We start from the raw sequence: 24,613 nt of genomic DNA on the forward strand, positions 1-24,613 counted from the left end.
GCGGCTCGTTCGCTCCCCCTGCTGCGGCTGGCGTAGCGTTGGACGGCGTGGAAGTTGACTGCATAGACGTTAACGGCCCAGTAGTAGACATGGAAGCATCCTTATTCATAGCGCAGAACATCCGCCGGTTGAACGCGAGCAGCGCGCCATGCTGGGTACAGCGTGGACAAAAACGTTAGACCGAAGGCCGCCAACACAATATTGCGCACGTCATCCCACCTAAGCTGGGACGGCAAATCGCTGATAAAGTAAACGCCTGCATCCAGAAACTTAATCCCAAAGGCCGCTTCAAACCAACCGATCAGATCAGATACTGTCAGCGCCAGCAGTATGCCCACAGCAACGCCAATCGCAATACCAATCAAACCAATGGCCATGCCTTGTACGATAAAGATGCCCATGATCGAGCGTGGCGTAGCACCAATGGTACGCAAAATAGCGATATCGGCACGCTTGTCGGTGACCACCATGACCAGAGTAGAAACAATATTGAACGCCGCAACGGCAATGATCACCGTTAGCAGCAGTGCAATCATGCGCTTTTCCATCTGAATGGCCTGGAAAAGGTTGCCATGCGAGTACGTCCAATCGGTGCCGCGGTAGCCTGGTCCCAGGTCGTTCACAATGGCCTGGGTCTCGCTGCCCGCAATAAACAGATCATCAAGCTCAAGGCGCAAACCACCTACCGCGTCGCCAAGGCGCGCGAGGGTTTTCATATCTTCGATATTGGCGTAAGCGAGATTGGCGTCCAAATCGGCGCCCACGCTGAAAATACCGCTAACGGTAAAGCGCTTTAACCGCGGGAAGACACCCGCTGGGGTGATAGAAGCTTCCGGCACCAGCAGCGTCACTCGATCGCCTACACCCACCCCCAGCTGACGAGCAAGCATAGAGCCAAGCACCACATTCCACTCATCTGGCACTAATTCAGCCAACGTGCCTTGGCGCATATGCTGACCAATAATCGAGACCTGGTCTTCCCAATCGGGATCAATACCGTTGACCATGGCTCCCTGGTTGCGGCCACCCGCGGAAAACATGCCCTGCTGCTCAACATACGGTGCAGCCCCCATCACGTGTTCACGCTGCGTCAATCGGTCTGCCAGCGCCTCCCACTCCACCAGGCCATCGGTTGCTTCAATTTTAGTGTGCGGCACCATTCCTAAAATACGGGTACGCAGCTCATGGTCAAAACCATTCATAACCGATAACACCAGGATGAGTACCGCCACACCCAGCATTAGGCCCAGCATCGATGTTAGTGAAATAAAAGAAATAAAGTGGTTCCGGCGTTTGGCGCGCACGTAGCGCAGCCCCACCAGAAAAGGCAAACGATCAAGCATGGCGTCATTCCTTATTAATAAGCGCTCATGGTACGGTTTTTTTAGCCATACTGCATGTGCAAACGGGCATTAGAGTAACAGACCCCAGGCCCGTTCCCTGAAACCACGTAACGCTTGCAAGTTCTTCGACGACGCCCTACATTGCGCCCATTTGCGCTGGCTAAATCGGTGAGCGCTTTACTTCAAATAACGTTACCAAGAGACTTCCTAACCTTGGCCAATATGACATATCGCTTGCTGCCGGAATGGCACCCCCAGGATGGTCTACAGCTGACCTGGCCACGCCCTGATGGCGATTGGGCATCGCTTCTATCGCGTATAGAAGCAACGCTTGAGCGCATCGTGCTGGCAACCGTTCGTTACCAGCAGGTAGTGATCAGCATGCCAGATCAAGCCACCTGTGACCGCGTACGCAAAACGTTCGATGCCTATGGTGTGCCTGCTCATAAGCTATTGCTGATCATAGCGCCTACCGATGATACCTGGGCGCGTGACCACGGCCCGATTAGCGTTGTTGATGATGAAGGCCAGCCGCTACTGTTGGATTACACCTTCACCGGCTGGGGCGGAAAATTCCCTGCCAGCAACGATAATCGGCTGACGCAGGCGTTAGCCGATGCAGGCGTCTGGGCATGCCCAGTGGCTTCACGCGATATGGTATTGGAAGGCGGGGCTATCGAAACCGATGGCGCGGGTACGCTGCTGACGACCGAAGCCTGCTTACTCAACCCTAATCGCAACCCGCATTTAACACGCCAGGACGTTGAAGCCTTGATAGGCGATGATTTCGGCGTCGACCGGGTGCTTTGGTTAACCAATGGGCATCTGGAAGGTGATGATACCGACAGCCACGTTGATACATTGGCGCGATTCTGTAATCCATCGACCATTGCTTATGTGCGCTGTGATGACCTACAAGACCCGCACTACACAGCCCTACACACCATGGAGCAAGAGTTAAAGGCATTTCGACAACGCAACGGCGAGCCCTACCAGCTTGTCCCGCTGCCTTGGCCACAAGCATGCTTTGACCCTGAAGACGGCCATCGGCTGCCAGCCACTTATGCCAACTTTTTGATTATTAATGAAGCAGTACTGGTGCCAACCTACGGCGACCCGGCTGATGCGTTAGCACTCAGTGCGCTGGCCGAAGCGTTCCCCAACCATGCGCTCATTCCCATTGAGTGCTCGAGCGTTATTCGTCAACATGGCAGCTTACACTGCCTGACCATGCAGTTGCCCAAGGGCACGCTCACCACCTCTTTTCATCAGTAAGGAGCCAGGATGTCTATCAAGGTAACCTCTGACCTAACGGTTGGCGTAGTGCAACAGTTTGCCTGGCCCGATAAAGCGCAGAGCCTGGCAGCCAGTGAAGCGGGCATTCGTGATGCCGTAGAACGTGGCGCTCAGCTTGTCATGCTGCAAGAGCTGCATGCTACCCACTACTTCTGCCAGTATGAAGATCCGGCCCTGTTCGACCTGGCCGAACCGCTGGATGGCCCGACCGGACAGCACCTGGCCGCACTTGCTCGCGAATTGGATATCGTGCTGGTCGGCTCGCTGTTTGAGCGGCGCGCACCAGGGCTTTATCACAACACGGCGGTGGTATACGACCGAGATAAAGGCCGGGTGGGTCAGTATCGGAAAATGCACATCCCTGATGACCCAGGCTTTTATGAGAAGTTTTACTTCACCCCTGGTGACCACGATGCGAGCCGTGCAGAAGGCTTTACACCAATTGATACTTCGCTTGGCCGTTTGGGCGTGCTGGTGTGCTGGGATCAGTGGTACCCGGAAGCGGCTCGCCTGATGGCCTTGGCCGGAGCAGACTTGCTGCTCTACCCCACGGCGATTGGGTGGGATCCTAACGATGATATTGCGGAACAAACCCGCCAAAAAGATGCCTGGACGTTAATCCAGCGCTCGCATGGCGTCGCCAATGGCTTACCGGTGATTGTTGCCAACCGCGTGGGATTTGAAACCGACCATTCAGGCGTGGGCGATGGCATTCAGTTTTGGGGAGGCAGCTTTATTTGTGGGCCTCAGGGCGAGCTACTTGCCCATGCCGGTGAAGAAGCTGAACAACTGGTTGTGACCATTGATATGGCGCGCTGCGAAAATACTCGCCGTATCTGGCCTTACCTGCGTGATCGCCGTATCGATGCCTATAGCGATCTAACCCGCCGCTTTCGCGACTAGGCGTTATCGATCTATAGGCCAGTTTAACGTAGCGGTCTTTGACGGAAAACGCCTGCCAAAATCATCTGGCAGGCGTTTTTTCTAGTACCTATTTCTGCACGTACCGCAGCGCTGACTTACGCCATTACGTCAGCAGTAACAAACTTATCACTTCCAGAAATCGCGAATCGAGGCGATGCCTTGGGCGCCTACGGCGCGGGCGTGATTGGCATCAAAGCGTGTCATTCCACCCAGCGCAAAGACCGGCATTCCGGCACGCTCAACCAGTTGTTGAAAATCATGCCAGCCCATCGGCGCTACTTCCGGATGTGAAGGCGTAGTGCGAAGCGGTGACAGCGTCACAAAATCACACCCCAGCAGCGCCGCTTTGGAGAGCTGAGTTTGGTCATGTGTCGAGGCAGAGAGCCACTTTTGCTCGGCAATCGGACGTCGATCCAGCTGCATCAAGCGCTCGCTGGTTAAATGAATACCATCGGCATCCACATGTTCAAGCAGCGCAGGCTCGCCGTTGAGTAGAAGCTTGGCGCCATACTCATGACACATGCGCAAAGCGCGTTCAGCGCGCTTAAGATAAGCGGCTTCATCAAGCTGCTTGGCACGCAGCTGCACCAAGCGAATGTTGTCTTCTTTCAAGGCCCGCTCCAGGAGCGTATCAAAACGCGCCTCGTCAGCCTCTTCTTTTGTAATCAGATATTCAGTGGGCAGCATCACAGCACGCAGGATCGGCAGGTTGGCCGCCGGGAACGGATAATTAGCCAACTCCTCCATCGGCACCCAACGCACGGCTTGGCCTTCGCGACCAAAAGGCTCGCCAGCAAACTCATGAACCTGCCAAACATCTAACAAAATATGCTTGTCAGGATATTCGTGATGCACACGGATCAAGGGCTGCGCACGTACAATCTCAACACCAAGCTCTTCGTGCAGCTCGCGCTTAAGGCCCTCAAGTCCTGTTTCATAAGGCGCGAGTTTCCCACCCGGAAACTCCCACAAGCCACCCTGATCGACATTCGAGGGCCGACGTGCAATCAGCACTTGCTTCTGATCGGCACTAATGATGGCTGCTGCCGCAACATGAACTCGTCGTTTTACCATTACATTCATTACGTCTTTATCCACTGTGTGCGCACCGGCGGATCAGTGCCGGCGCTTACTCGCTGCGTGAGCCCTTTATGACTGCCAAACCCAGTCGGTGACTGGCTAACTAGCTACGATAGTCTGCGTTGATCGACACATAGTCATGGGAAAGATCAGAGGTCCATACGGTGGCACTCTCCTGACCGCGCCCTAAACTGATGCGAATCGTAATTTCGTCTTGCGCCATGACGGCACTGCCTGCGGCTTCCGTATACCCAGCCGCACGACCACCTTCTTCAACCAGGCGAACATCTGCCAGGTCAATGACAATGCGGTCCACGTCAAAATCAGCCACAGGCGCTCGCCCTACTGCGGCCAGAATACGCCCCCAGTTAGCATCAGAGGCGTAAAGCGCTGTTTTCACCAAGGGTGAGTGGGCGACGGTAAATGCGACATCCAGCGCTTCCTGACGACTTTCTGCGCCATCAACCTGGAGCGTCACAAACTTTGTCGCGCCCTCACCATCACGGATGATCGCCTGAGCCAAGCTCGTCATTACCTGCTGCAATGCATCACGGAAGACAGCGATATCCTCGTCGTCTTCAATCGCCGTTCCCGTACCTGTCGCTGCAAGCATGCACGCATCATTGGTTGAAGTGTCGCTATCCACGGTAATGCAGTTAAACGAGGTATCCACCGTCTCGCGTAACAAGCGATCCAGTAATGACTGTTCAATAGCAGCATCCGTGACGACAAAGCCCAACATGGTCGCCATGTTGGGTTTAATCATGCCTGAGCCTTTAGTGATGCCATTGATAGTAACTGACCCGTCACTAACCTTCACGGTAACGCTGTCACCTTTGGCTCGGGTGTCGGTGGTTAAAATCCCTTCACCGGCATGTTGCCACGCCTGACTATTGTCAGCACCTGACGCAAGCGCTGGCGTGATACCGGCTAAAAGGTGCTCCATGGGAAGTGGTTCACCGATAACCCCCGTTGAGAAAGGCAGTACCTGATGCTCGGCAACGCCAGCTTGCTCTGCTACCGCTTTACAGCTGGCGTAGGCATCATGAAGCCCCTGTTTGCCGGTGCCCGCATTCGCATTACCGGTATTAATTAGCCAGTAACGCGGTGCCTGGCCCTGCTCGCGGCAGCGCTCAATATGCGCCTTGGCAACCGACACCGGGGCAGCGCAGAAGGCATTTCGCGTGAACACACCAGACACGGTTGCCGAGGCGGGTAGCTCAATAACTACCATGTCACGACGACCCGGCTTTTTAATACCCGCCATTGCACTTCCCAAGCGCACCCCAGCCAAGGGGGGCATCACCGGAAAGGGACTATTTCCCACCGCCATGATCGTCTCCTCTACCTAAATCCAGACCGCTTCTGATTAGCTTAATTTACCGCAGCACTGCTTGTACTTCTTACCTGAACCACATACACACGGGTCGTTGCGGCCGACTTTCGGCCCTTCGCGACGGACAGGGCGTGCGTCCTGCTCAGTGCTTTCCACATCACTGTTTTCACCGCTTAATCCGCTTTCACTGGAAGAAGCATCATCGTGACGATTAGCGGCCGCGGCTTTTTCGCGGGCCAACTCTTCACGCCGCTTTTGCTCCAGCGCATCAACTTCTTCAGGCTGACGTACCTGAACATGGCTTAGAATACGGGTGACATCCGCTTTAATATTGGTCAGCAGGTGCTGGAACAATTCAAACGATTCACGCTTGTACTCTTGCTTGGGGTTCTTTTGTGCGTAGCCGCGTAAATGGATGCCCCGACGCAGGTGATCCATGGACTGCAAGTGCTCTTTCCAACGCGTATCCAGAACCTGAAGCATGACCTGCTTCTCAAAACGACGAATCAGGGTCGCGCCTGCGGCATCCACCTTGGCCGCATAAGCGTCATGGTGCATGTCTTGCAGACGCTCACGCAGCTTCTCTTCGCTAAAGCGCTCATCATCAGCGGCCCACTGGACCACCGGGGCATCCAAGTTGAACTCTGTCTTAAGGTGCATTTCAAGCCCAGCCAGATCCCACTGCTCGGCTAAACCCTGCGGCGGAACGAAGTCGTTAATGGTGTCTTCCATGACTTCTTCACGAATACCCACGATAGCTTCTGCAATGTCATCAGAGGCCAGAACCTCATTGCGCTGCTCGTAAATAACCCGGCGCTGGTCGTTTGCCACGTCATCATATTCAAGCAACTGCTTACGAATATCGAAGTTACGCCCTTCCACTTTTTTCTGGGCACGCTCAACGGCGTTAGATACCATTTTGTGCTCAATGGCTTCGCCGCGCTCCAGGCCCAATGCCTGCATGAGACGCTTAACGCGGTCAGAACCAAATAGCCGCATCAGGCTATCTTCCAACGACAAGAAGAAGCGCGTTGAACCTGGATCGCCTTGACGACCAGAACGTCCACGCAACTGGTTATCAATGCGCCGAGACTCATGGCGTTCCGAACCAATAACGTGCAGGCCACCGGCTTCCAGCACACCATCGTGACGCTGCTTCCACTCGGCTTTTAATGCATCAATCTGCGCCTGGCTTGGGTTTTGCAGCTTGGCAACGTCAGCTTCCCAGTTGCCCCCCAACATAATATCGGTACCTCGACCGGCCATGTTGGTGGCAATAGTGATCGCGCCAGGACGCCCTGCCTGAGCAATAATCTCGGCTTCACTCTGGTGCTGCTTGGCATTCAGGACATTGAACTTCAGCCCCGCTTCGCGCATTAAGTGCGCCAGATATTCAGACGTCTCGATGGACGCCGTACCTACCAACACCGGGCGGCCTGCCTCTGTCTCGACCTGAACGTCCTTAATAATCGCCTCGTACTTCTCTTCGGCGCTAAGGTAGACCAGGTCGTTAAGGTCTTTACGGGCTAACGGGCGATTGGTGGGGATGACGATAACATCAAGCCCATAAATCTGACGGAACTCAAAGGCTTCCGTATCAGCAGTACCGGTCATGCCTGCCAGTTTTTCATACAGACGGAAATAGTTCTGGAAGGTGGTGGATGCCAGCGTCTGGCTCTCGCGCTGAACGGTCACCCCTTCCTTCGCTTCAACAGCCTGGTGAAGCCCTTCAGACCAACGGCGGCCAGGCATCGTCCGTCCAGTATGCTCATCAACGATGACCACCTGGTCTTCCACTACAATGTAATCAACATCCTTGTTGTAGAGATGGCGTGCCCGGAGCGCAGAATGCATGTGCTGAAGTAAATTCAGGTTTTGAGCGGCGTAAAGCGATTCACCCTCTTTAAGAAGGCCTTCCGCCTGCATCAGCTCTTCAACCCTGTTATGCCCCTGCTCGGTCAGCTCAACCTGCTTTTGCTTCTCCTCCAGCACAAAATCGCCAGTTGCAGGCTGGTCGTCATCTTCCGAGACCTCACCCTCTTCCAACTGCTGGGCAAGCTGATTAACGACGTTATAAAGATTGGTATTTTCATCCACCGCACCTGATATGATCAACGGCGTACGCGCCTCATCAATCAGGATAGAATCCACCTCATCAACAATGGCATAGTGCAGGCCACGCTGCACCTTATCCTCCAAAGAGAACGCCATGTTGTCGCGCAGGTAGTCAAAGCCAAATTCGTTATTGGTACCGTAGGTAATATCACACCGATAAGCATGGCGTTTCTCCTCCCCGGTTTGGCCGGAAAAGATAACCCCAACAGAAAGCCCTAAAAACTCATACAGCGGGCGCATCCACTCGGCATCACGGCGGGCAAGGTAGTCATTGACGGTGACAACGTGTACGCCCTTTGCAGGCAGCGCATTGAGATAAACGGCCAGTGTTGCTACCAGCGTTTTACCTTCGCCGGTTTTCATTTCAGCAATACGACCACGGTGCAGGGTCATGCCCCCCACCATCTGTACATCAAAATGCCGCATACCCATGACGCGCTTGCTGGCCTCTCGCACAATCGCAAACGCAGAAGGCAACAAACTATCCAACGCCTCGCCATTTTCCAGGCGCAAACGCAGCTCCGCTGTCTTACCTTGTAATTCAGCGTCGCTTAATCCTTCAAGCTCAGCTTCGAGCACGTTCACACTGCGAACGTTTTTGTGCATGCGCTTTACTTCACGGTCGTTCTTGGAGCCAACAACCTTGCGTAACAAATTATTAATCATGAAATTTCCAAATCATCTTGAGCGAACCAATGGGCTTCGCCCTGTTCCGTATAAGGCAAGTAAAGTACGTTTTAGAAAACCGTGAGTTAAGCGGGCGGACCGCGCTGGGTAAGCACATCGTGTGCGGCTACCTGGCGCTTTATAAAATCATAAACAGGTAAAAAGTGGCGCTGCACCGCGATACGTTTAAATCGCTGCTGCCAACCGCGCAATGCGCGTCGCCTTTTGGCGATCCAATGCGATTGAGCACGTAAAATAGCCGGCACCCACAAACACACGCAGACGTTACGCTCAGCCCCCCGCATGGCATCAAAAGGCACTAAACTATTGGGCAACAAGCAGCTTACCAGGAGCCCTGCCAGCCACCAACGCGCCAAGCCATAGCGACGGTTACGTCGCGGCAAAGCAGAAAAGGTGTTAAGCGTGGAGGACATGCTGTGGATTGGCTCCTGAGCGTGTTAGGCTCTGCAAATAAGTAATGCATCCGTGTAGATGCCGCTACTTGGCTATATATTGAGGGGTTACCCCAGGATTCAAGCGTATGAGTATAAAGGTTAAGCGTTCTCGCGCACAGCCCATCGCCCGTCTGCTAAACAAGTCAGGGGATATTGGCCAATTAATGCGCCAGTCTCGCTTGATAGATCAGGCCCAGTGTCATTTAAGAGCCCACCTGCCAGAAGAGATGCGCCCACATATCTTTGTCGGCGGCTTTCGCGATGGGCGCTTAACCCTGATCAGTGGACAGGCAAGCTGGCTGACATGGTTGCGCTTTGAACAGCAGCGGCTGTTGACGCTGCTACATCAACTGCCAGGCTTTGAGGCTGTGAACGGCTTTACCTTTAAAGTGCGCCCCGTCCGCCCAGTTGAGGCGCCTTTGCGTAATACCCGACACTTATCCGCCAGTGCGGGAAAAACGCTCAGCGAGTGCGCAAGCGACACGCACAATCCTGCGCTACGTAAAGCGCTAGAGCGCCTTGCGTCTCACGCACCAAAATAAGCGCCGCGCACATTGCGCACTTCTCAAATGCCAGAAACGCAAAAGCACCGCCTGAGCGGTGCTTTTTTTCATCAAGGCCAGTTATCGAGCTTGACTACCAAAGGTGGAACCTGGATAGCGCGTCATAGCTAATATCTGACACTCCTGCTTGGCAGTTAGGCCATTGCAGGCGCTGCGTACGAAATAGGCGCAACGGCTTTTTCATCTTCAAACGTCACGATTTCATAAGCATCAGGCTGTGCCATCAATTCGCGGCAAAGCTGGTTATTCAGCGCATGGCCAGATTTTGTACCGTGAAACTCACCAATCAGGCTGTAGCCTAACTGATACAAATCGCCGATCGCATCCAGCACCTTGTGCTTGACGAATTCATCTTCGTAACGCAAACCGCCTTCATTGACGATGCGATAATCATCAACCACGATCGCATTATCCAGGCTTCCCCCCAGGGCCAGGTTATTAGAGCGCAAAAACTCCAAATCCTTCATAAACCCAAAGGTGCGCGCCCGAGAAACTTCTTTCACAAAAGAGGTCGTCGAAAAGTCGATAAGCGCGGTTTGTTTCTGCTGTTCGAAAACCGGGTGGTCGAAGTCAATGGCGAACGAGACCTTGAACCCTTGGTGCGGAAGGAAAACGGCTTCTTTATCGCCATCTTTAACCGCGACGCGACGCTTGATACGTATAAATTTCTTTGCTGCATCCTGCTCAAGAATACCCGCCGATTGGATTAAAAACACAAACGGGCTGGCACTACCGTCCATAATCGGTACTTCGGGAGCACTTAGGTCAACATAAGCATTATCGATGCCTAGTCCTGCAAACGCTGACATCAAATGCTCAACCGTTGCCACTTTCACACCTTCGAGTGAAAGTGCAGTGCAAAGTGTTGTGTCTTCCACTAACTCTGCGCGTGCGGGTATATGTACCACAGGCTCCAGATCGGTTCTAACAAACACAATCCCGGTGTTTGTCGGCGCCGGACGCAAAGCCATGTGGACTTTTTTGCCGGAGTGCAGACCCACTCCAGTGGCGCGGATGACGTTTTGTAGGGTGCGTTGTCTGATCATGGGCAGTGGTCGAACTCTAATGACGGTAGTACCGTAGGGGAAGGAAAGTTATCAAACAGTGTTCACTTTAACAGCAAACGAGCGTTTTAACCAATAAAACACTCGTTTGCTGGCCCAGTAAACGAGCGTTTTAACCAATAAAACACTCGTTTGCTGGCCCAGTAAACCTATTGAAACAATCAATCGGCCTGACGGCGCAAGAAAGCAGGTATGTCCAGATAGTCATCAGCATCGGCTGAGCGACTCTTTTCTGGACGCGGTTTTGGCGCGTGTTCAGGCGCCTCTGCACGGGCAGTTGCTTGCTGACGCATTACGGTAGGCTGCTGTAGCTTACGGTAATCAGAAGAGTCAGCAGAAGAGCGACGTGCAGGTTCGCGTGTCGTCGCTTTGGCAGTTTTCGCGCCATCTAACCCAGCAGCAACAACAGTAACACGCAACTCATCCGACATTTCCATATCGATGGAAGTTCCCACGACAATGGTCGCTTCTTGTGAAGCAAACTCTTGCACGGTGGCACCTACATCATTGAACTCGCCAATCGACAGATCCGGGCCTGCCGTAATATTGACCAGAATGCCTCGCGCGCCATGCAGATCGATATCTTCCAGAAGCGGGCTACGGATAGCTTTTTCTGCTGCTTCGCGGGCGCGGTTCTCGCCTGTAGCACCGCCCGTACCCATCATCGCCATGCCCATTTCAGACATAACAGTACGCACATCAGCAAAGTCGACGTTGATAATACCAGGGCTTGTGATCAGCTCGGCAATACCTTGAACAGCGCCAAGCAATACATCGTTGGCAGCGCTAAACGCAGTTAACAGCGTCGCGCTTTTACCCAGTACGGATAAAAGCTTTTCGTTGGGTATGGTGATCAGCGAATCAACATGTTGAGAGAGCTCTTTCATTCCCTCTTCGGCAGCGCGCATACGCTTGGGGCCTTCAAACGGGAAAGGCCGCGTAACGACAGCTACCGTTAAAATACCCAGTTCTTTGGCAACTTGCGCAACCACTGGCGCGCCGCCGGTGCCTGTACCACCGCCCATACCAGCGGTAATAAAGACCATATCGGCGCCTTCAAGCAGCTCAGCGATTCGGTCACGATCTTCCATCGCGGCCTGACGACCTACCTCAGGGTTGGCGCCAGCACCGAGCCCCTTGGTGATTTCACCACCTAGCTGTAATACTGTTTTTGCGGATACGCGTTTAAGCGCCTGGGCATCGGTATTGGCGCAAATAAATTCAACGCCTTCAATGTTACTTTCAACCATGTGATTGACGGCATTGCCGCCACCACCACCAACACCGACTACTTTTATGACCGCACTACTTGAGGGTGCGTTATCTACCAATTCAAACATAAGCCCCGTCTCCTGAACCGCGCTTGCGGCCCTGTCAGAAATTTCCTTTGAACCAGCCCTTGATTCTGGCCAGCGCCGAATGGTCTTCCTTGATATCACGTCGAGAGAGCTCGTTGCGACCTTTGTGAGGTGCAATGACTCCCCCGTGGCTTTCTAGACCCTGCCCATGCCGCGCTTCTTGCAGTGCATAGTGCAATAAGCCGACACCTGTCGCATAAATGGGGTTTCGCACGACATCCGCTAAACCTTTAACGTTTTGCGGACAAGCAATACGAACCGGCATGTGGAATATCTCTTCCGCCAATTCGCCGACCCCTTCCATACGTGAGGTGCCACCAGTGAGCACAACACCAGCGGCAACCATGTCTTCATAGCCACTGCGACGTAATTCGTCTCTAACCAGTGTAAATAGCTCTTCATAGCGTGGTTCGACCACTTCTGCGAGCGCCTGACGCGACAAGTCGCGTGACGGACGATCACCCACACTAGGAACCTTAATCATTTCATCGCTTGCGGCCAATTGCGTTAAGGCACAAGCGTATTTAACCTTGATCTCTTCTGCGTGCTGCGTCGGGGTACGTAGCGCCATGGCAATATCGTTGGTGACCTGATCACCAGCAATCGGTATAACGGCCGTATGTCGAATGGCACCTTCAGTAAAGATGGCCATATCAGTGGTTCCACCACCGATATCCACCATGCAAACACCTAATTCACGCTCGTCTTCGGTCAACACTGCCATGCTGGATGCCAGCTGCTCCAGGATAATTGAGTCGACGTCCAAACCACAGCGTCGAACACATTTCTCAATATTCTGTACCGCGTTGAGTGCTGCCGTTACCAGATGAACTTGCGCTTCTAAACGTACACCGGACATGCCCAAGGGCTCGCGAATACCGCCTTGTGCATCAATTGCAAATTCCTGGGGCAGTACATGTAAAACGCGCTGACCTTCTGAAACCGCCCTTGCCCTCGCTGAATCAATAACGCGATCAATATCAGAAGGAGTAACTTCACGCTCTTTAATAGCGACCACGCCATCTGAATTCATCGAGCTAATATGACTACCCGCAATGCCCACATATACCGAGTGAATATCGCAACCAGCCATAAGCTCGGCTTCTTCCACAGCGCGCTGAATAGATTGAACGGTTGATTCAATATTAATGACAACGCCTCGCTTCATACCCCGTGACGGATGCGAGCCGATACCAGCAATTTCAATGCCGCCATCATCGGTAGGTTGACCGACAATTGCGACGACCTTGGACGTTCCAATGTCCAGCCCGACCACCATATTCGATGCATTGGGTGAGCCTGCCATGAGTCGGGAATTCTCCTTGTAAACTTTTTAAAATTAAAATAAATAGGGATACTTAAACCAACTTATTCTTTGCCTATTATAACTTGCAACCGGTAAGCGCTGATAGCTCAATAGCGCAGTACGCTGATGTGAAGTTTAAATCTACAAAATCACCGATATCCCATAGTATAGAAACAATTGGCATAATACGACCAGCCCAAGCCCACAATAATGGGCTTGAAGTGTAATTTAAACCCCATTAATGCGTTTTTACGCGCTGACGGCGACTTATCATGGCTAAAGCGCGTTAATTAAAACTTGAGTTAGTCTTCTGATGCCTCAAAATCGCTCTGACCATGCCAGGCAACAGCGACACCGTTAGGATAGCGCAAATCAATATAACGAATATGCTCACTATACCTTGATAATTCGCGCTGCCAGGAGGCCGCTAAGCGTGCCAGACGCACTTCATGCTCGCGCCGGCCCAGCATAATCCAGGCACCGTTACTTAGCTGTACACGCCATGCACCGCGCGGTTCTAATCGAAACTGAGTAAGTGCCAACGACAAGTTTGCGAAATAAGGTGTTAGGCGATGATAGTAACTTAGCACCTCTTCACTGCTTCCATTGGGGCCCGCAAGATCAGGAAGACCTGAAGGCACCGCCAGAGGTGCAAAAGCAAAGGGCTCGCCTTTCGGGTTAAGCAAAAAGTCATCATTCCAGCGCGCAACGGGCACTTGTTCCGCCAGTTCAAACACCAGCGCATTAGGCCACTCACGAGAAATACGTACCTCTTTAAGCCAGCCAATCTCCAGGGCCCGGTTACGCAGCACGCCTAAATCAGCCGATAACCAAGTGGTACCTTGAACCAAAGGGGCAAGCTGAGTGCGTAGGTAGTCTGCGCTTACGTAATCCCACTCTCCACGGATGGAAACACGCTCGATGGGCCGATCCAGCCATAGCCATAGTGCGCGCCCTCCTGCCACTAACAGTAACGCCAGAAGCAGGATACCAAACCAGGCATTACGCCTTTTCATAAGGCCTCATCATGATGCGTTCTGCTTTCCGGCAGAGTGGAGTATCTGCACCACCAGGTCATCAAATTCGATGCCCGCATAGGCAGCGGCTTGAGGCACCAAACTGTGATCGGTCATGCCAGGCACGGTATTAACTTCCAATAGCCAGAACTGGCCATTGGCATCCCGCATCACGTCCACACGCCCCCAGCCTTCACACCCAATGGCCGCAAACGCGTGCTGGCACAGCGCTGCCAGCTGCACTTCCTCTTCTGTGGTAAGCCCACAAGGAAGATGGTACTGGGTCGTATTGGAAACGTATTTGGCTTCATAGTCGTAGAATCCGCCAGGCACTTCGACCCGAATAGCGGGCAATACACGCTCATCCAGCAGCGCCACCGTGTACTCCTCACCGACCACAAAGCGCTCGGCCATCACTCGGGCATCAAATTGTGCCGCTTCGCGATAGGCGGCCTCAAGCGCCTCCTGGCTTTTAACTATACTGATCCCAAGCGTGGAGCCTTCATGTACTGGCTTAACCATCATCGGCAACCCAAGCGTGGCGACCACTCCGGCCCAGTCTGCATCAGCCGTCAACATAATGCTTTCCGGCGTGGGCAGCCCAATGGCTTGCCAAACCTGCTTGGTGCGCTGCTTATCCATTCCCAGCGCTGACGCCATAACGCCACTACCAGTATAGGGAATGTCCAAGAGCTCAAGCGCACCCTGCAGCGTACCGTCTTCACCACCACGACCATGCAGAGCGACAAATATCGCCGATGGCGCCATCGCCTCAAGTCCAGCTAACCCCTTGTCGCGTAAATCATAGCCTTCTGCGTTAATCTTTTGGCGTTTTAGCGCCTCAAGTACAGCAGCACCACTTTTAAGGGAAACCTCACGCTCAGCAGAAGAGCCGCCGTAAACCACCACCACACGTGAGCAATCAATATTGATGTCTTTCAGGCTCACAGCTCCACCTCACTCATTTGCAGCTTCGCCTTGGCCAAGCTGAGCGAGATACCACCTACGTCGCCCGCCCCCTGAGTAATTAGAATGTCGTCGGGTCTCAGTACATTGGCTAATAGCGCTGGCAGCTCCTGCTTATGTTCAACAAAAAGCGGATCTACCTCACCGCGCTGACGAATCGAACCTGCAAGCGTGCGCCCTTCAGCGCCAGGGATAACCACCTCGCCCGCGCTGTATACGTCTAAAAGTACCAGCGTATCTACCTGGGACAGTACTCGAACGAAATCTTCATAGAGATCCCGAGTCCGGCTGTAGCGGTGGGGCTGATAAAGCATCACTAAACGACGCTCAGGCCAGCCAGCGCGGACTGCTCTGATGACCATATCCACTTCGCGCGGATGATGGCCATAATCATCCACTAACATAATCTTGCCGGGCGCTTTAGGCGCAGGGAAATGGCCATGCACTTGAAAGCGCCGCCCTACCCCAGCAAACCCCGCCAGACCACGCAGAATCGCCTCGTCACTCACGCCTGCATCCGTAGCAACAACAATCGCTGCCATCGCATTAAGCGCATTGTGCTGACCAGGCATGGCAAGCCGCACGTTTAAGGGCGCAGCCTGACCAGGCCGCAAAGCCGTAAAGGAAACTTCACCACTTTGCTGCACAAAATCGGTAATCCGATAATCGGCATCTTCTGCAAAACCGTAGGTAACGAACTGGCGCTTAATCTGAGTTCGCAGTGCCCGTACATGCGGGTCATCGATACACAATATAGCCAACCCGTAGAACGGCAGGTTGTGTAGAAATTCGATAAAGGTATCTTTTAATCGTTCGAAATCACCACCATAGGTGCTCATATGGTCAGCATCAATATTGGTAACTATCGACACCATTGGCTGCAAATGCAGGAATGAAGCGTCAGACTCATCAGCCTCTGCAACCAGATAATCCCCTTCACCCAAGCGCGCATTGGTACCGGCACTGGTCAACTTCCCGCCGATGACAAAGGTCGGGTCCAGGCCGCCTTCGGCTAACAACGTCGCCGTTAAGCTGGTCGTGGTTGTTTTTCCATGGGTACCGGCAACAGCAATGCCGTGACGAAATCGCATTAACTCTGCCAGCATCTCGGCACGACGCACCACGGGGACACGGTGCTCATGTGCCCAGCGAATTTCAGGATTGGTCGTATCAACGGCGCTTGAGACAACCACAACGTCGGCCCCTTCGACATTCTCCTCGGCATGGCCAATCTCAACCCGAATACCACACGCGCGAAGCCGCTCAATAACCGAAGAGGCTTTCATATCGCTGCCACTGACGCTGTAACCTTGATTGGCCAATACTTCGGCAATACCACACATGCCCGCGCCGCCGATACCGACGAAATGAATATGCTGAATACGGCGCATGCCCGGGCCGCTTGAGCTTATGCGTTGCAGCGACGATTGGGTTACTGAGTCGGTCACACGTTTTCTCCTTTGTGTAGTATCGCCAGGCATCCTTCGGCTAATCGCTCTGTGGCATCCAGGTGCGCTGCCTGGCGTGCACGGGAAGCCATCAGCGCCAGCGTAGCGGGCTCTAACAGGTCATTTAAATAGTGCGTTAAACGCTCAGGCGTCAGCGCGGACTGCACAACGCATAGCGCAGCACCCGCATTAACCAGTACATTGGCATTGACTCGCTGGTGATCATCGACCGCAAAAGGAAACGGAACAAGAAGCGATGGCTTTGCCGCAGCCGCCAACTCTGCAATCGTTAACGCCCCGGCTCGACAAACCACTAGGTCAGCCCAATCATACGCCGCGGCCATATCATCAATAAACGGGGAAACGTCGGCCTGTATGCCATGTTCAGCGTACCCTTGTGCCGTTTGAGCTTCCCGCGACTTCCCGGCCTGGTGGCGTATTTCCGGGCGCTTACCAGGTGGTAGCGCAGCAATCGCTTGGGGCAGGCGTTCATTTAATGCCACAGCACCTAATGACCCCCCCACCACTAACAAGCGCAGCGGACGCCCTTGTAATGCCTCGACCGTACGCGGCACTTGGCCAAGTGTCGCTATATCTTCACGCACGGGGTTGCCAATGACGTCTGCCCGCGTGCCGAACGCTTCAGAAAAGGCTGCATAGCTGCGCGTCGCCAGGCGGGAAAGCACGCGGTTGGTTAAACCGGCAACTGCATTTTGCTCATGAACGACCAGCGGAATACCCGATAGCCACGCAGCAAGCCCGCCCGGACCACTGGCAAAACCACCGAGGCCAACCACCAACTGCGGCTTAAAGCTTTTTATGACGTCACGTGCTTGCCAAATAGCTCGGCTAAGGTTCACAGGCGCTTTAAGCCAGCCGGTCACACCATTACCGCGCAACCCACTCACGGCAATGGTATGCAGCTTAATACCGGCCTCGGGCACCAGCCGATTTTCAATACCTCTGGGGCTACCCAACCACTCAACGTCAATGTTTTGCGCCATAAGCGCACGCGCAAGGGAAAGCGCGGGGATCACATGCCCGCCCGTTCCTCCTGCCATGATTAAAACACGCCGATGTGCGTTCACCGTCACAAACGACTCCTTGAAAATTATTTCGATAACCGCGGTTCATGGCGCGGTTTATAGGGGGTTGCCGCACGGCTCGGCCGCTGTCGTGTTTCTGCATCAACCCGCAAAAGCAGACCAATCATCATGCCAATAACCAATAAGCTCGAACCACCATAACTTATCAGCGGCAAGGTCAGCCCCTTGGTGGGCAGTAGCCCCGAGCTTACCGCCATATTGATAAAGGCCTGGGAGGCAATAACAAAACAGATACCGTAACTTACGTAAGCACCAAAAAGATGGCCCGCAAGTTCAGCCTTCCGGCCAATCCACATGGCGCGACTAATCAATAGGGTAAACAGCAGGATAATCGCAATAGCGCCAATCATGCCTAGCTCTTCGGCAATAACGGCAAAGATGAAGTCGGTATGCGCCTCGGGTAAATAGTGCAGTTTCTGGACACTATTTCCTAACCCGGTGCCCGTAACATGTCCACGACCAAAGGCAATCAGCGCTTGGGTCAACTGATAGCCGGTTGCGAACTGGTCTGCCCACGGATCCAAAAAACTGGTCCAACGCGCCAGACGATAAGGCTCCAATGCCACCATCATGACCGCACCAGATCCCAAAACAGCACCGCTGCCAATAAGTAAAACGAGCGATGCACCACTCATCATTAACATGCCAATGACACACGTGGTGTAGACCACCATGCCGCCAAAGTCGGGCGCTAAAAACAGCAGCCCTGCTGGTAGCGCCAACACCGCAATGGGGCGCCACATGGTAAAAACACGGCGGCGTAAATCATAGGTAAAACGCGACATAAACATCGCCATGTAAAAGATAAGGCCTATTTTACCAAGCTCAGATACTTGAAGACTAGGCAGCGGGCCCGGCAACGCTATCCAGCGCTTACTGCCGTTAATTTCCTGACCAAACAGCAACACGCCTACCAACAATGCTATGCTTATTAAAAAAATCAGTGCCGCATTCTGGCGCCATACTTCAAGGGGTACGCTAAGCATAAACAGGCAGCCTAACGTTGAAATGAGTAAGAAAATCCCATGCTGACGGAAATAGTAGAAGCTATTCTCCAGCAGCCCTATTGAAGCCGAGCTGACCATCACCCAGCCAATGCCTGCAAGCGCCACAGCGGCTGCAATGAGCCAGATATCACATGGGGAGTTTCGCGTCGTTAATACAGTATGCAAGCGCTGTAATCGGCTCATAAGGATACTCCCGCCGCACTGCTTTCCACCCAGCGACGAAAAGCATCACCTCGAACCTGGTAGTTGGGAAACTGGTCCAGGCTTGCACAGGCAGGCGACAGCAACACACAGTCGCCAGGCTCTGCCTGGCTAAATGCGGCCTCCATTGCCTGCGTTAAGTCGTTTACCTGCTGGACCGGCACATGCGCCGCTACCGCGTCTGAAATTCGATCACTATCAGCACCAAATAGCAGTGCCAGCCGCGCGCAGCGCGCCAACGGCACCGCTAACGGCGAAAAGTCAGCGCCTTTACCTACACCACCCGCCAACCAAATCAAGCGGCCTGTTAACGTGGCGCCCACCCCTTCAATAGCGGCTAATGTTGCCCCAACATTGGTGCCTTTCGAGTCGTTTATCCACGTCACCCCATTAATACAGGCCACTGTTTCGCTCCGGTGAGGCAACCCCATAAAGGCTTTCAAGGCTTCTACCATGGCAAATGCATCAAGCGCCAACGCCTGCCCCATTGCCAGTGCTGCTAATGCATTCGTATAGTTGTGCTGGCCAGCTATCTTCAATTCACTCGCCGAAACCCATGACGTCTGCCCCTGCATGAGCATAAGCTCGGCCCCTTGCCATACCAACCCCCAGTTGCTGTCTGTTGGCGGGTTCGTTGAAAAGCTGACAATGCCTGGTCCTTCTTGAAAAGGCCAGGTCAGGGGGTCGTCCTGATTGACAACCGCATACTGCGCGCCGTTAAAAATACGTTGTTTTGCCAAACGATAGACCGACATATCACCATGCCTATCCAAATGATCTTCGCTAAGATTCAAGAAAGCCGCGACTTTCGCACCCAAGGCAGGCGTGGTTTCAAGCTGAAAACTGGAAAGCTCAAGAACGTACAACTCTGCATCCGGTTGCTCGGCCAATAAATCCAGCGCGGGCGTCCCCAGGTTGCCACCAACCGCCACTCGCACACCAGCCGCCTTGGCCATCTCACCCAGTAACGTGGTAACCGTGGATTTCGCGTTTGAACCCGTGATAGCCGCAATGGGGACTTGGGTCGCGCGAACAAATAGCGCCATTTCACCAATTAAAACAGGCTCGCCAGTATGCGGGTTAACGCGCCCAGCCAGGCTTTCAAGACCCGGCGAATCGGGGCCAACGCCTGGGCTAAGCACTACTTCATAAGCGTCCGTAAAATCGAGCGTCGTCAGAGGGCCGCATATGACGTCAACGTTTGGATGGGCTGCATAAAAAGCGTCAAGCCCCGGCGGCTCGCTGCGTGTATCGACGACCATAAACGGCGTATGCGTGCGTGCCAGGTGGCGGCATATTGCTCGGCCTGAAAGGCCTAAGCCAACGACCACCGTGACACCCTTGGGTACTCGCACCATCTCTGGCTCCTTTGCGTTTTACGCTTAAGGCTATAACGCTCAGCGTCACCGCACCGATTAACGAACCTTGAGCGTCGCGAGGCCCAACAGCACCAGCACAACGGTAATGATCCAGAAGCGCACAATAACGCGCGGCTCCGGCCAGCCTTTTAACTCGAAGTGGTGATGCAGCGGCGCCATGCGGAAAATACGCCGCCCCGTCAGCTTGTAAGACCCTACTTGCAGGATCACCGACAACGTCTCCACCACGAAGATACCACCCATAATAAACAGGACGATCTCCTGGCGAACGATGACCGCCACTACCCCCAACGCAGCCCCTAAAGCAAGCGCACCCACATCACCCATAAACACCTGGGCGGGGTAAGTGTTAAACCATAAAAAGCCGAGACCCGCACCCGCAATCGTGGCGCAGAAAATAGCCAGTTCACCGGTGCCGTTTATAAACGGGATATGCAAGTAGTTGGCGAACACTGCATTACCGCTAGCGTAGGCAAATACGGACAATCCCATCGCCACCAGCACGGTCGGCATAATGGCCAAGCCATCCAGGCCGTCGGTTAAATTCACGGCGTTAGAACTACCCACAATCACCAGGTAGGTTAATACGATATAGAACACGCCAAGCGGCAGTGCGACGTCTTTAAATAACGGAACCAACAAGCTGGTTTCAACGGGCGTGGTTGCGGTGAAAAACAGCACTAACGCAGCGCCAAGGCCTACCACCGACTGCCAAAAGTATTTCCAGCGTGCAGGCAGACCACGCGGGTTCTTTTCTACCACTTTCCGGTAATCATCGACCCAGCCTATCGCGCCAAAGCCCAGCGTAACGGCCAATACCACCCATACGTAACGGTTGGTTAAATCACCCCATATGATGGTGCTGATGCCGATGGCCAGCAGGATCATCACCCCTCCCATAGTGGGGGTGCCCGCTTTTGAAAGATGTGACTGCGGGCCATCATCACGCACAGCCTGGCCTATCTGGCCTTCCACGAGTCGTCGAATGACCCACGGCCCTAGCCAAAGGCAAAGCATTAGTGACGTTAACGCGGCAAGAATGACACGCAGGGTGAGATAGTTAAAAACCTGGAAGCCCGTATAGTACTGAGCTAAAAAATTTGCCAAGTAAAGTAACATGAACGACGTTTACCTTATTTCATCCGAGCGCAGCGCAGTAATGATCTTTTCCATACCAGCGCTACGCGACCCTTTAACCAACAACGTGGCATTGGGCGGCAAAGTATTAATGACATGACGCACTAGCGTCTCGTGGTCGTCAAAATGCTGCCCGCGACCAAAGGCGTCACAAGCTGGACGCGCGTTATCACCCAACGTCAACAGCCCGTCGATGCCAAGCTCAGCCGCGTAACGGCCTACTTCAGCGTGCAGTTTTTCCGTTTCGTCTCCCAGCTCACCCATGGCGCCCAGTGCGCACCAACGCGGCGCGGGGAAACGCATTAACGTCTCCATAGCGGCTTTGACCGCCCCAGGGTTGGCATTATACGTATCGTCTAACAGCGTGGCACCGTTAAGCCCCGAAACGATACTTAGCCTTCCTTTCAACGCGCGCAGGGTCTGCAGACCTTCAATCACATCCGTGGGCATTACGCCTATCGCTAATGCGGCCGCAGCCGCGGCCAGCGCATTGCTAACGTTGTGCTTACCTGGCATGGCAAGCTGCACATCACCCAACGGTTTGCCATGTTGAACAAGCGTGAAAGCATACCGCCCCTGAGAGTCACAGGAAAGCGCCGAGGCATGAACATCCGCGGTACTATCAAACCCAAAACTGATCACACGGCGCGGCGACGCACAGGCAGCCCAAAAGGGGTAGTAACGATCTTCACGATTGAGCACCGCGATGCCCTGTTCGCTTAGGCCATTCAGCAGTTCGCTTTTGGCTTGGGCAATATGACCCATGCCTCCAAATTCGCCAACATGTGCGCCCGTTACGTTGGTAATCACCGCCACATCCGGTACGGTTAATCGACTGGACCAGGCGATTTCGCCCAAGTGATTTGCGCCTAACTCAATCACGCCTGCTTGATGCTCGGGCGCTAAGCGTAAAAGCGTGAGGGGTACACCAATATCGTTATTAAGATTGGCTTCCGTGGCCAACACGTTACCCAGCGGCGATAACAGCGCAGCCGTCATCTCCTTAACCGTCGTTTTGCCACTATTCCCCGTGATACCGACTAGCGGGATAGCGCACTGACGACGCCACGCCCCAGCTAAAAGCCCAAGCCCAAGGCGCGTATCAGGGCATGCCAGCTGAGTCAGTGTACTTTCAACCGTAGCCTCAACCAGTGCTGCCGCCGCGCCTTTTTCGCGGGCCTGTTCGATAAAATCATGACCATCGAACCGCGGCCCTTTGAGCGCGATGAATAAGCAACCAGGAACAATCTGCCGAGTGTCCGTCACAATGGACGTAAATGCGCGCGATGCATCGCTGGCTGGCACTGTAACTCCCAGCACTCTGGCGGCATCGGCCAGTGTCCAGTTCATTGTGCACTACCCCGCAATGCAAACGCCTTCATGACTTCATCTTCATCGTTATAAGCGTGGCGGACGCCGTTGATCTCCTGATAGGCCTCGTGGCCTTTCCCAGCAACCAGAATCACATCGTTTTGAGCTGCCTGTTGAATCACCTGGCTAATCGCGTGGCGACGGTCCGCTATTTCGAGCAGTGTTGCCGTTGAGGCGAGACCGGCGATAATGTGCTGACGAATCTGCTCTGCCGACTCCCCCCGTGGATTATCGTCGGTCACTACTACCACATCAGCCAGCGCCTCAGCCGCTTTTGCCATTTCTGCGCGCTTGCCTGTGTCGCGCTCACCGCCACAGCCAAACACACACCACAGCTTGCCCGCCTTACTTAAATGGGCGCGCAGCGCTGTGAGCGCATTGTGTAATGCATCGGGAGTGTGGGCATAGTCAATCACCACGCCCGGCATGCCTTTTGCGTGATAAAGCGCCATACGGCCAGGCACCGGGGCAAGTGCAGCGGCAGCCTCAAAAAGTGAGTTAATCGAATGGCCCCATCCATAAAGCGTCGCCATGGCCAACAACACATTATCCAGATTGAAGCGCCCGACCAGACCCAGCACTAACATGCGTTCGCCTTCGGGCGTGGCAATAAGCGCTTGCTGGCCTGTTTCGCTTGTCTGAACGTCCATCACCCGTAGCGTTACGGCCTCACCCTGACCGACCGCCAATACGCGAACGCTTTGATCACAACCAGCCAGCATCAATCGCGCCAGAGGATCATCGGCATTAACCACTGCAAGCTCAAGCTCGCTACGTCTGAATAGCTTCGCCTTGGCCGCTGCATAAGCCGCCATGCTGCCATGATAATCAAGATGATCTCGCGTGAGGTTGGTAAACACGCCCACCTTTATGTTGGCAGCATTTAACCGATGTTGATCAAGGGCATGGGAGGAAACCTCAAGCGCTACTCGCTTAATGCCCTGAAGCGCCAGCTCTCCAAACGCCGCCTGCAAGGCTAACGGCCCCGGCGTGGTGAGCCCAGTATCCACTAGCTGGCCTGGGCGGCCTACACCCAGCGTTCCTACAACGCCCGCCGGAATACCTAGCGCTTCGCTAAGTTCTGCAATGTAATGAGTAACAGAGCTTTTACCATTGGTACCGGTGACGCCAATAACCTCAAGGTCATCCGGAACATTAAAAAGTTGCTTACCCAACTCTCCCAAGCGGACAGCCAGGTGTGGTAAGTAGAGCACACGCCCATCCCAGGTAGCATGGCGCTCCTTGGTATGCGCCAGCACCAGCGAAGCGCCCTGCTCAAGCACTACGGTAATAAAATCGCGCCCGTCACGCTGACTACCTGGAACAGCTACAAATATATCGCCGACTTCCAGCGCGCGTGAATCGGTGGTCAGACATAAAGACGCGGGCAGTTCGGGTAGCGGCTGCTCAAACGAAGCACCCGGCCATACTTTGCTCAGCGCGCTCCATACATCGGTGGGAGCCAACGTCATGCCA

General features: G+C 53.9%; 20 protein-coding genes. 3 read left to right on the forward strand and 17 right to left on the reverse strand.

Annotation, left to right across the window (positions count from 1 at the left end):
- Positions 1-101: 101 nt before the first annotated feature.
- On the reverse strand, positions 102-1,343 hold the full coding sequence (locus ACT3RU_RS04580; protein WP_193053776.1) for a lipoprotein-releasing ABC transporter permease subunit: 1,242 nt from the start codon (positions 1,341-1,343) through the stop codon (positions 102-104).
- A 222-nt stretch (positions 1,344-1,565) separates the two neighbouring features.
- On the opposite strand from ACT3RU_RS04580, the gene ACT3RU_RS04585 reads away from it, so the two are divergent.
- Together ACT3RU_RS04585 and ACT3RU_RS04590 are read left to right on the forward strand one after the other, a co-directional pair.
- On the forward strand, positions 1,566-2,618 hold the full coding sequence (locus ACT3RU_RS04585) for an agmatine deiminase family protein (RefSeq protein ID WP_193053883.1): 1,053 nt from the start codon (positions 1,566-1,568) through the stop codon (positions 2,616-2,618).
- A gap of 9 nt (positions 2,619-2,627) precedes the next feature.
- Positions 2,628-3,542 (forward strand): carbon-nitrogen hydrolase, encoded by a 915-nt coding sequence (locus ACT3RU_RS04590; protein ID WP_193056290.1) that lies wholly within the window; start codon positions 2,628-2,630, stop codon positions 3,540-3,542.
- A 147-nt stretch (positions 3,543-3,689) separates the two neighbouring features.
- Here the strand turns inward: ACT3RU_RS04590 and ACT3RU_RS04595 are convergent, their stop codons facing one another.
- From ACT3RU_RS04595 to ACT3RU_RS04610, 4 genes are all read right to left on the reverse strand, one after another.
- Positions 3,690-4,637 carry a Nudix family hydrolase gene (locus ACT3RU_RS04595; RefSeq protein WP_193053778.1) on the reverse strand — a complete coding sequence of 316 codons (948 nt, stop codon included), beginning with the start codon at positions 4,635-4,637 and terminating at the stop codon, positions 3,690-3,692.
- A gap of 109 nt (positions 4,638-4,746) precedes the next feature.
- Entirely contained in the window at positions 4,747-5,976 is a 1,230-nt protein-coding gene (gene argJ, locus ACT3RU_RS04600; protein ID WP_193056289.1) for a bifunctional glutamate N-acetyltransferase/amino-acid acetyltransferase ArgJ, read from the reverse strand.
- A 36-nt stretch (positions 5,977-6,012) separates the two neighbouring features.
- On the reverse strand, positions 6,013-8,760 hold the full coding sequence (gene secA, locus ACT3RU_RS04605; protein WP_193056288.1) for a preprotein translocase subunit SecA: 2,748 nt from the start codon (positions 8,758-8,760) through the stop codon (positions 6,013-6,015).
- Positions 8,761-8,846: 86 nt separating this feature from the next.
- The gene (locus ACT3RU_RS04610; RefSeq protein ID WP_193056287.1) at positions 8,847-9,194 is read right to left on the reverse strand and encodes a hypothetical protein; all 348 of its coding nucleotides are present in this window, start codon (positions 9,192-9,194) and stop codon (positions 8,847-8,849) included.
- A 107-nt stretch (positions 9,195-9,301) separates the two neighbouring features.
- Here ACT3RU_RS04610 and ACT3RU_RS04615 point away from each other — a divergent pair, with 107 nt between their 5' ends.
- The gene (locus tag ACT3RU_RS04615; RefSeq protein WP_193056286.1) at positions 9,302-9,757 is read left to right on the forward strand and encodes a DUF721 domain-containing protein; all 456 of its coding nucleotides are present in this window, start codon (positions 9,302-9,304) and stop codon (positions 9,755-9,757) included.
- A gap of 155 nt (positions 9,758-9,912) precedes the next feature.
- Here the strand turns inward: ACT3RU_RS04615 and lpxC are convergent, their stop codons facing one another.
- The 12 genes from lpxC to ACT3RU_RS04675 form a co-directional block, all read right to left on the reverse strand.
- Positions 9,913-10,824, reverse strand: coding sequence for a UDP-3-O-acyl-N-acetylglucosamine deacetylase (gene lpxC / locus ACT3RU_RS04620; protein WP_172116351.1), 912 nt, complete (start codon positions 10,822-10,824; stop codon positions 9,913-9,915).
- A gap of 179 nt (positions 10,825-11,003) precedes the next feature.
- Positions 11,004-12,182 carry a cell division protein FtsZ gene (gene ftsZ / locus ACT3RU_RS04625; RefSeq protein WP_483392524.1) on the reverse strand — a complete coding sequence of 393 codons (1,179 nt, stop codon included), beginning with the start codon at positions 12,180-12,182 and terminating at the stop codon, positions 11,004-11,006.
- 34 nt (positions 12,183-12,216) lie between these two features.
- A complete protein-coding gene (gene ftsA, locus ACT3RU_RS04630; protein ID WP_193053782.1) occupies positions 12,217-13,506 on the reverse strand; it encodes a cell division protein FtsA in 1,290 nt (429 codons plus the stop codon).
- A gap of 302 nt (positions 13,507-13,808) precedes the next feature.
- A complete protein-coding gene (locus tag ACT3RU_RS04635; protein WP_193056285.1) occupies positions 13,809-14,522 on the reverse strand; it encodes a cell division protein FtsQ/DivIB in 714 nt (237 codons plus the stop codon).
- A gap of 9 nt (positions 14,523-14,531) precedes the next feature.
- On the reverse strand, positions 14,532-15,470 hold the full coding sequence (locus ACT3RU_RS04640; RefSeq protein WP_319643837.1) for a D-alanine--D-alanine ligase: 939 nt from the start codon (positions 15,468-15,470) through the stop codon (positions 14,532-14,534).
- A complete protein-coding gene (gene murC, locus ACT3RU_RS04645; RefSeq protein ID WP_483392560.1) occupies positions 15,467-16,879 on the reverse strand; it encodes a UDP-N-acetylmuramate--L-alanine ligase in 1,413 nt (470 codons plus the stop codon). The genes ACT3RU_RS04640 and murC overlap by 4 nt, the downstream gene beginning before the upstream one ends.
- 53 nt (positions 16,880-16,932) lie before the next feature.
- Complete coding sequence (murG, locus tag ACT3RU_RS04650) at positions 16,933-18,030, reverse strand: undecaprenyldiphospho-muramoylpentapeptide beta-N-acetylglucosaminyltransferase (protein ID WP_192526350.1); 1,098 nt, start codon at positions 18,028-18,030, stop codon at positions 16,933-16,935.
- Between the two features lie 17 nt (positions 18,031-18,047).
- Positions 18,048-19,232, reverse strand: a complete 1,185-nt coding sequence (gene ftsW / locus ACT3RU_RS04655) for a putative lipid II flippase FtsW (protein WP_483392525.1) — start codon at positions 19,230-19,232, stop codon at positions 18,048-18,050.
- Positions 19,229-20,608 (reverse strand): UDP-N-acetylmuramoyl-L-alanine--D-glutamate ligase, encoded by a 1,380-nt coding sequence (murD, locus tag ACT3RU_RS04660; protein ID WP_483392526.1) that lies wholly within the window; start codon positions 20,606-20,608, stop codon positions 19,229-19,231. Before murD ends, ftsW begins: the two co-directional genes overlap by 4 nt.
- A 57-nt stretch (positions 20,609-20,665) precedes the next feature.
- Entirely contained in the window at positions 20,666-21,748 is a 1,083-nt protein-coding gene (mraY, locus tag ACT3RU_RS04665; protein ID WP_087109356.1) for a phospho-N-acetylmuramoyl-pentapeptide-transferase, read from the reverse strand.
- A 9-nt stretch (positions 21,749-21,757) separates the two neighbouring features.
- On the reverse strand, positions 21,758-23,116 hold the full coding sequence (locus ACT3RU_RS04670; RefSeq protein ID WP_193056280.1) for a UDP-N-acetylmuramoyl-tripeptide--D-alanyl-D-alanine ligase: 1,359 nt from the start codon (positions 23,114-23,116) through the stop codon (positions 21,758-21,760).
- Entirely contained in the window at positions 23,113-24,609 is a 1,497-nt protein-coding gene (locus ACT3RU_RS04675; protein WP_087109360.1) for a UDP-N-acetylmuramoyl-L-alanyl-D-glutamate--2,6-diaminopimelate ligase, read from the reverse strand. Before ACT3RU_RS04675 ends, ACT3RU_RS04670 begins: the two co-directional genes overlap by 4 nt.
- Between the last annotated feature and the right edge of the window lie 4 nt (positions 24,610-24,613).

The organism is Halomonas sp. TP35, assembly GCF_052375975.1.
GTDB lineage: Bacteria > Pseudomonadota > Gammaproteobacteria > Pseudomonadales > Halomonadaceae > Vreelandella > Vreelandella citrativorans.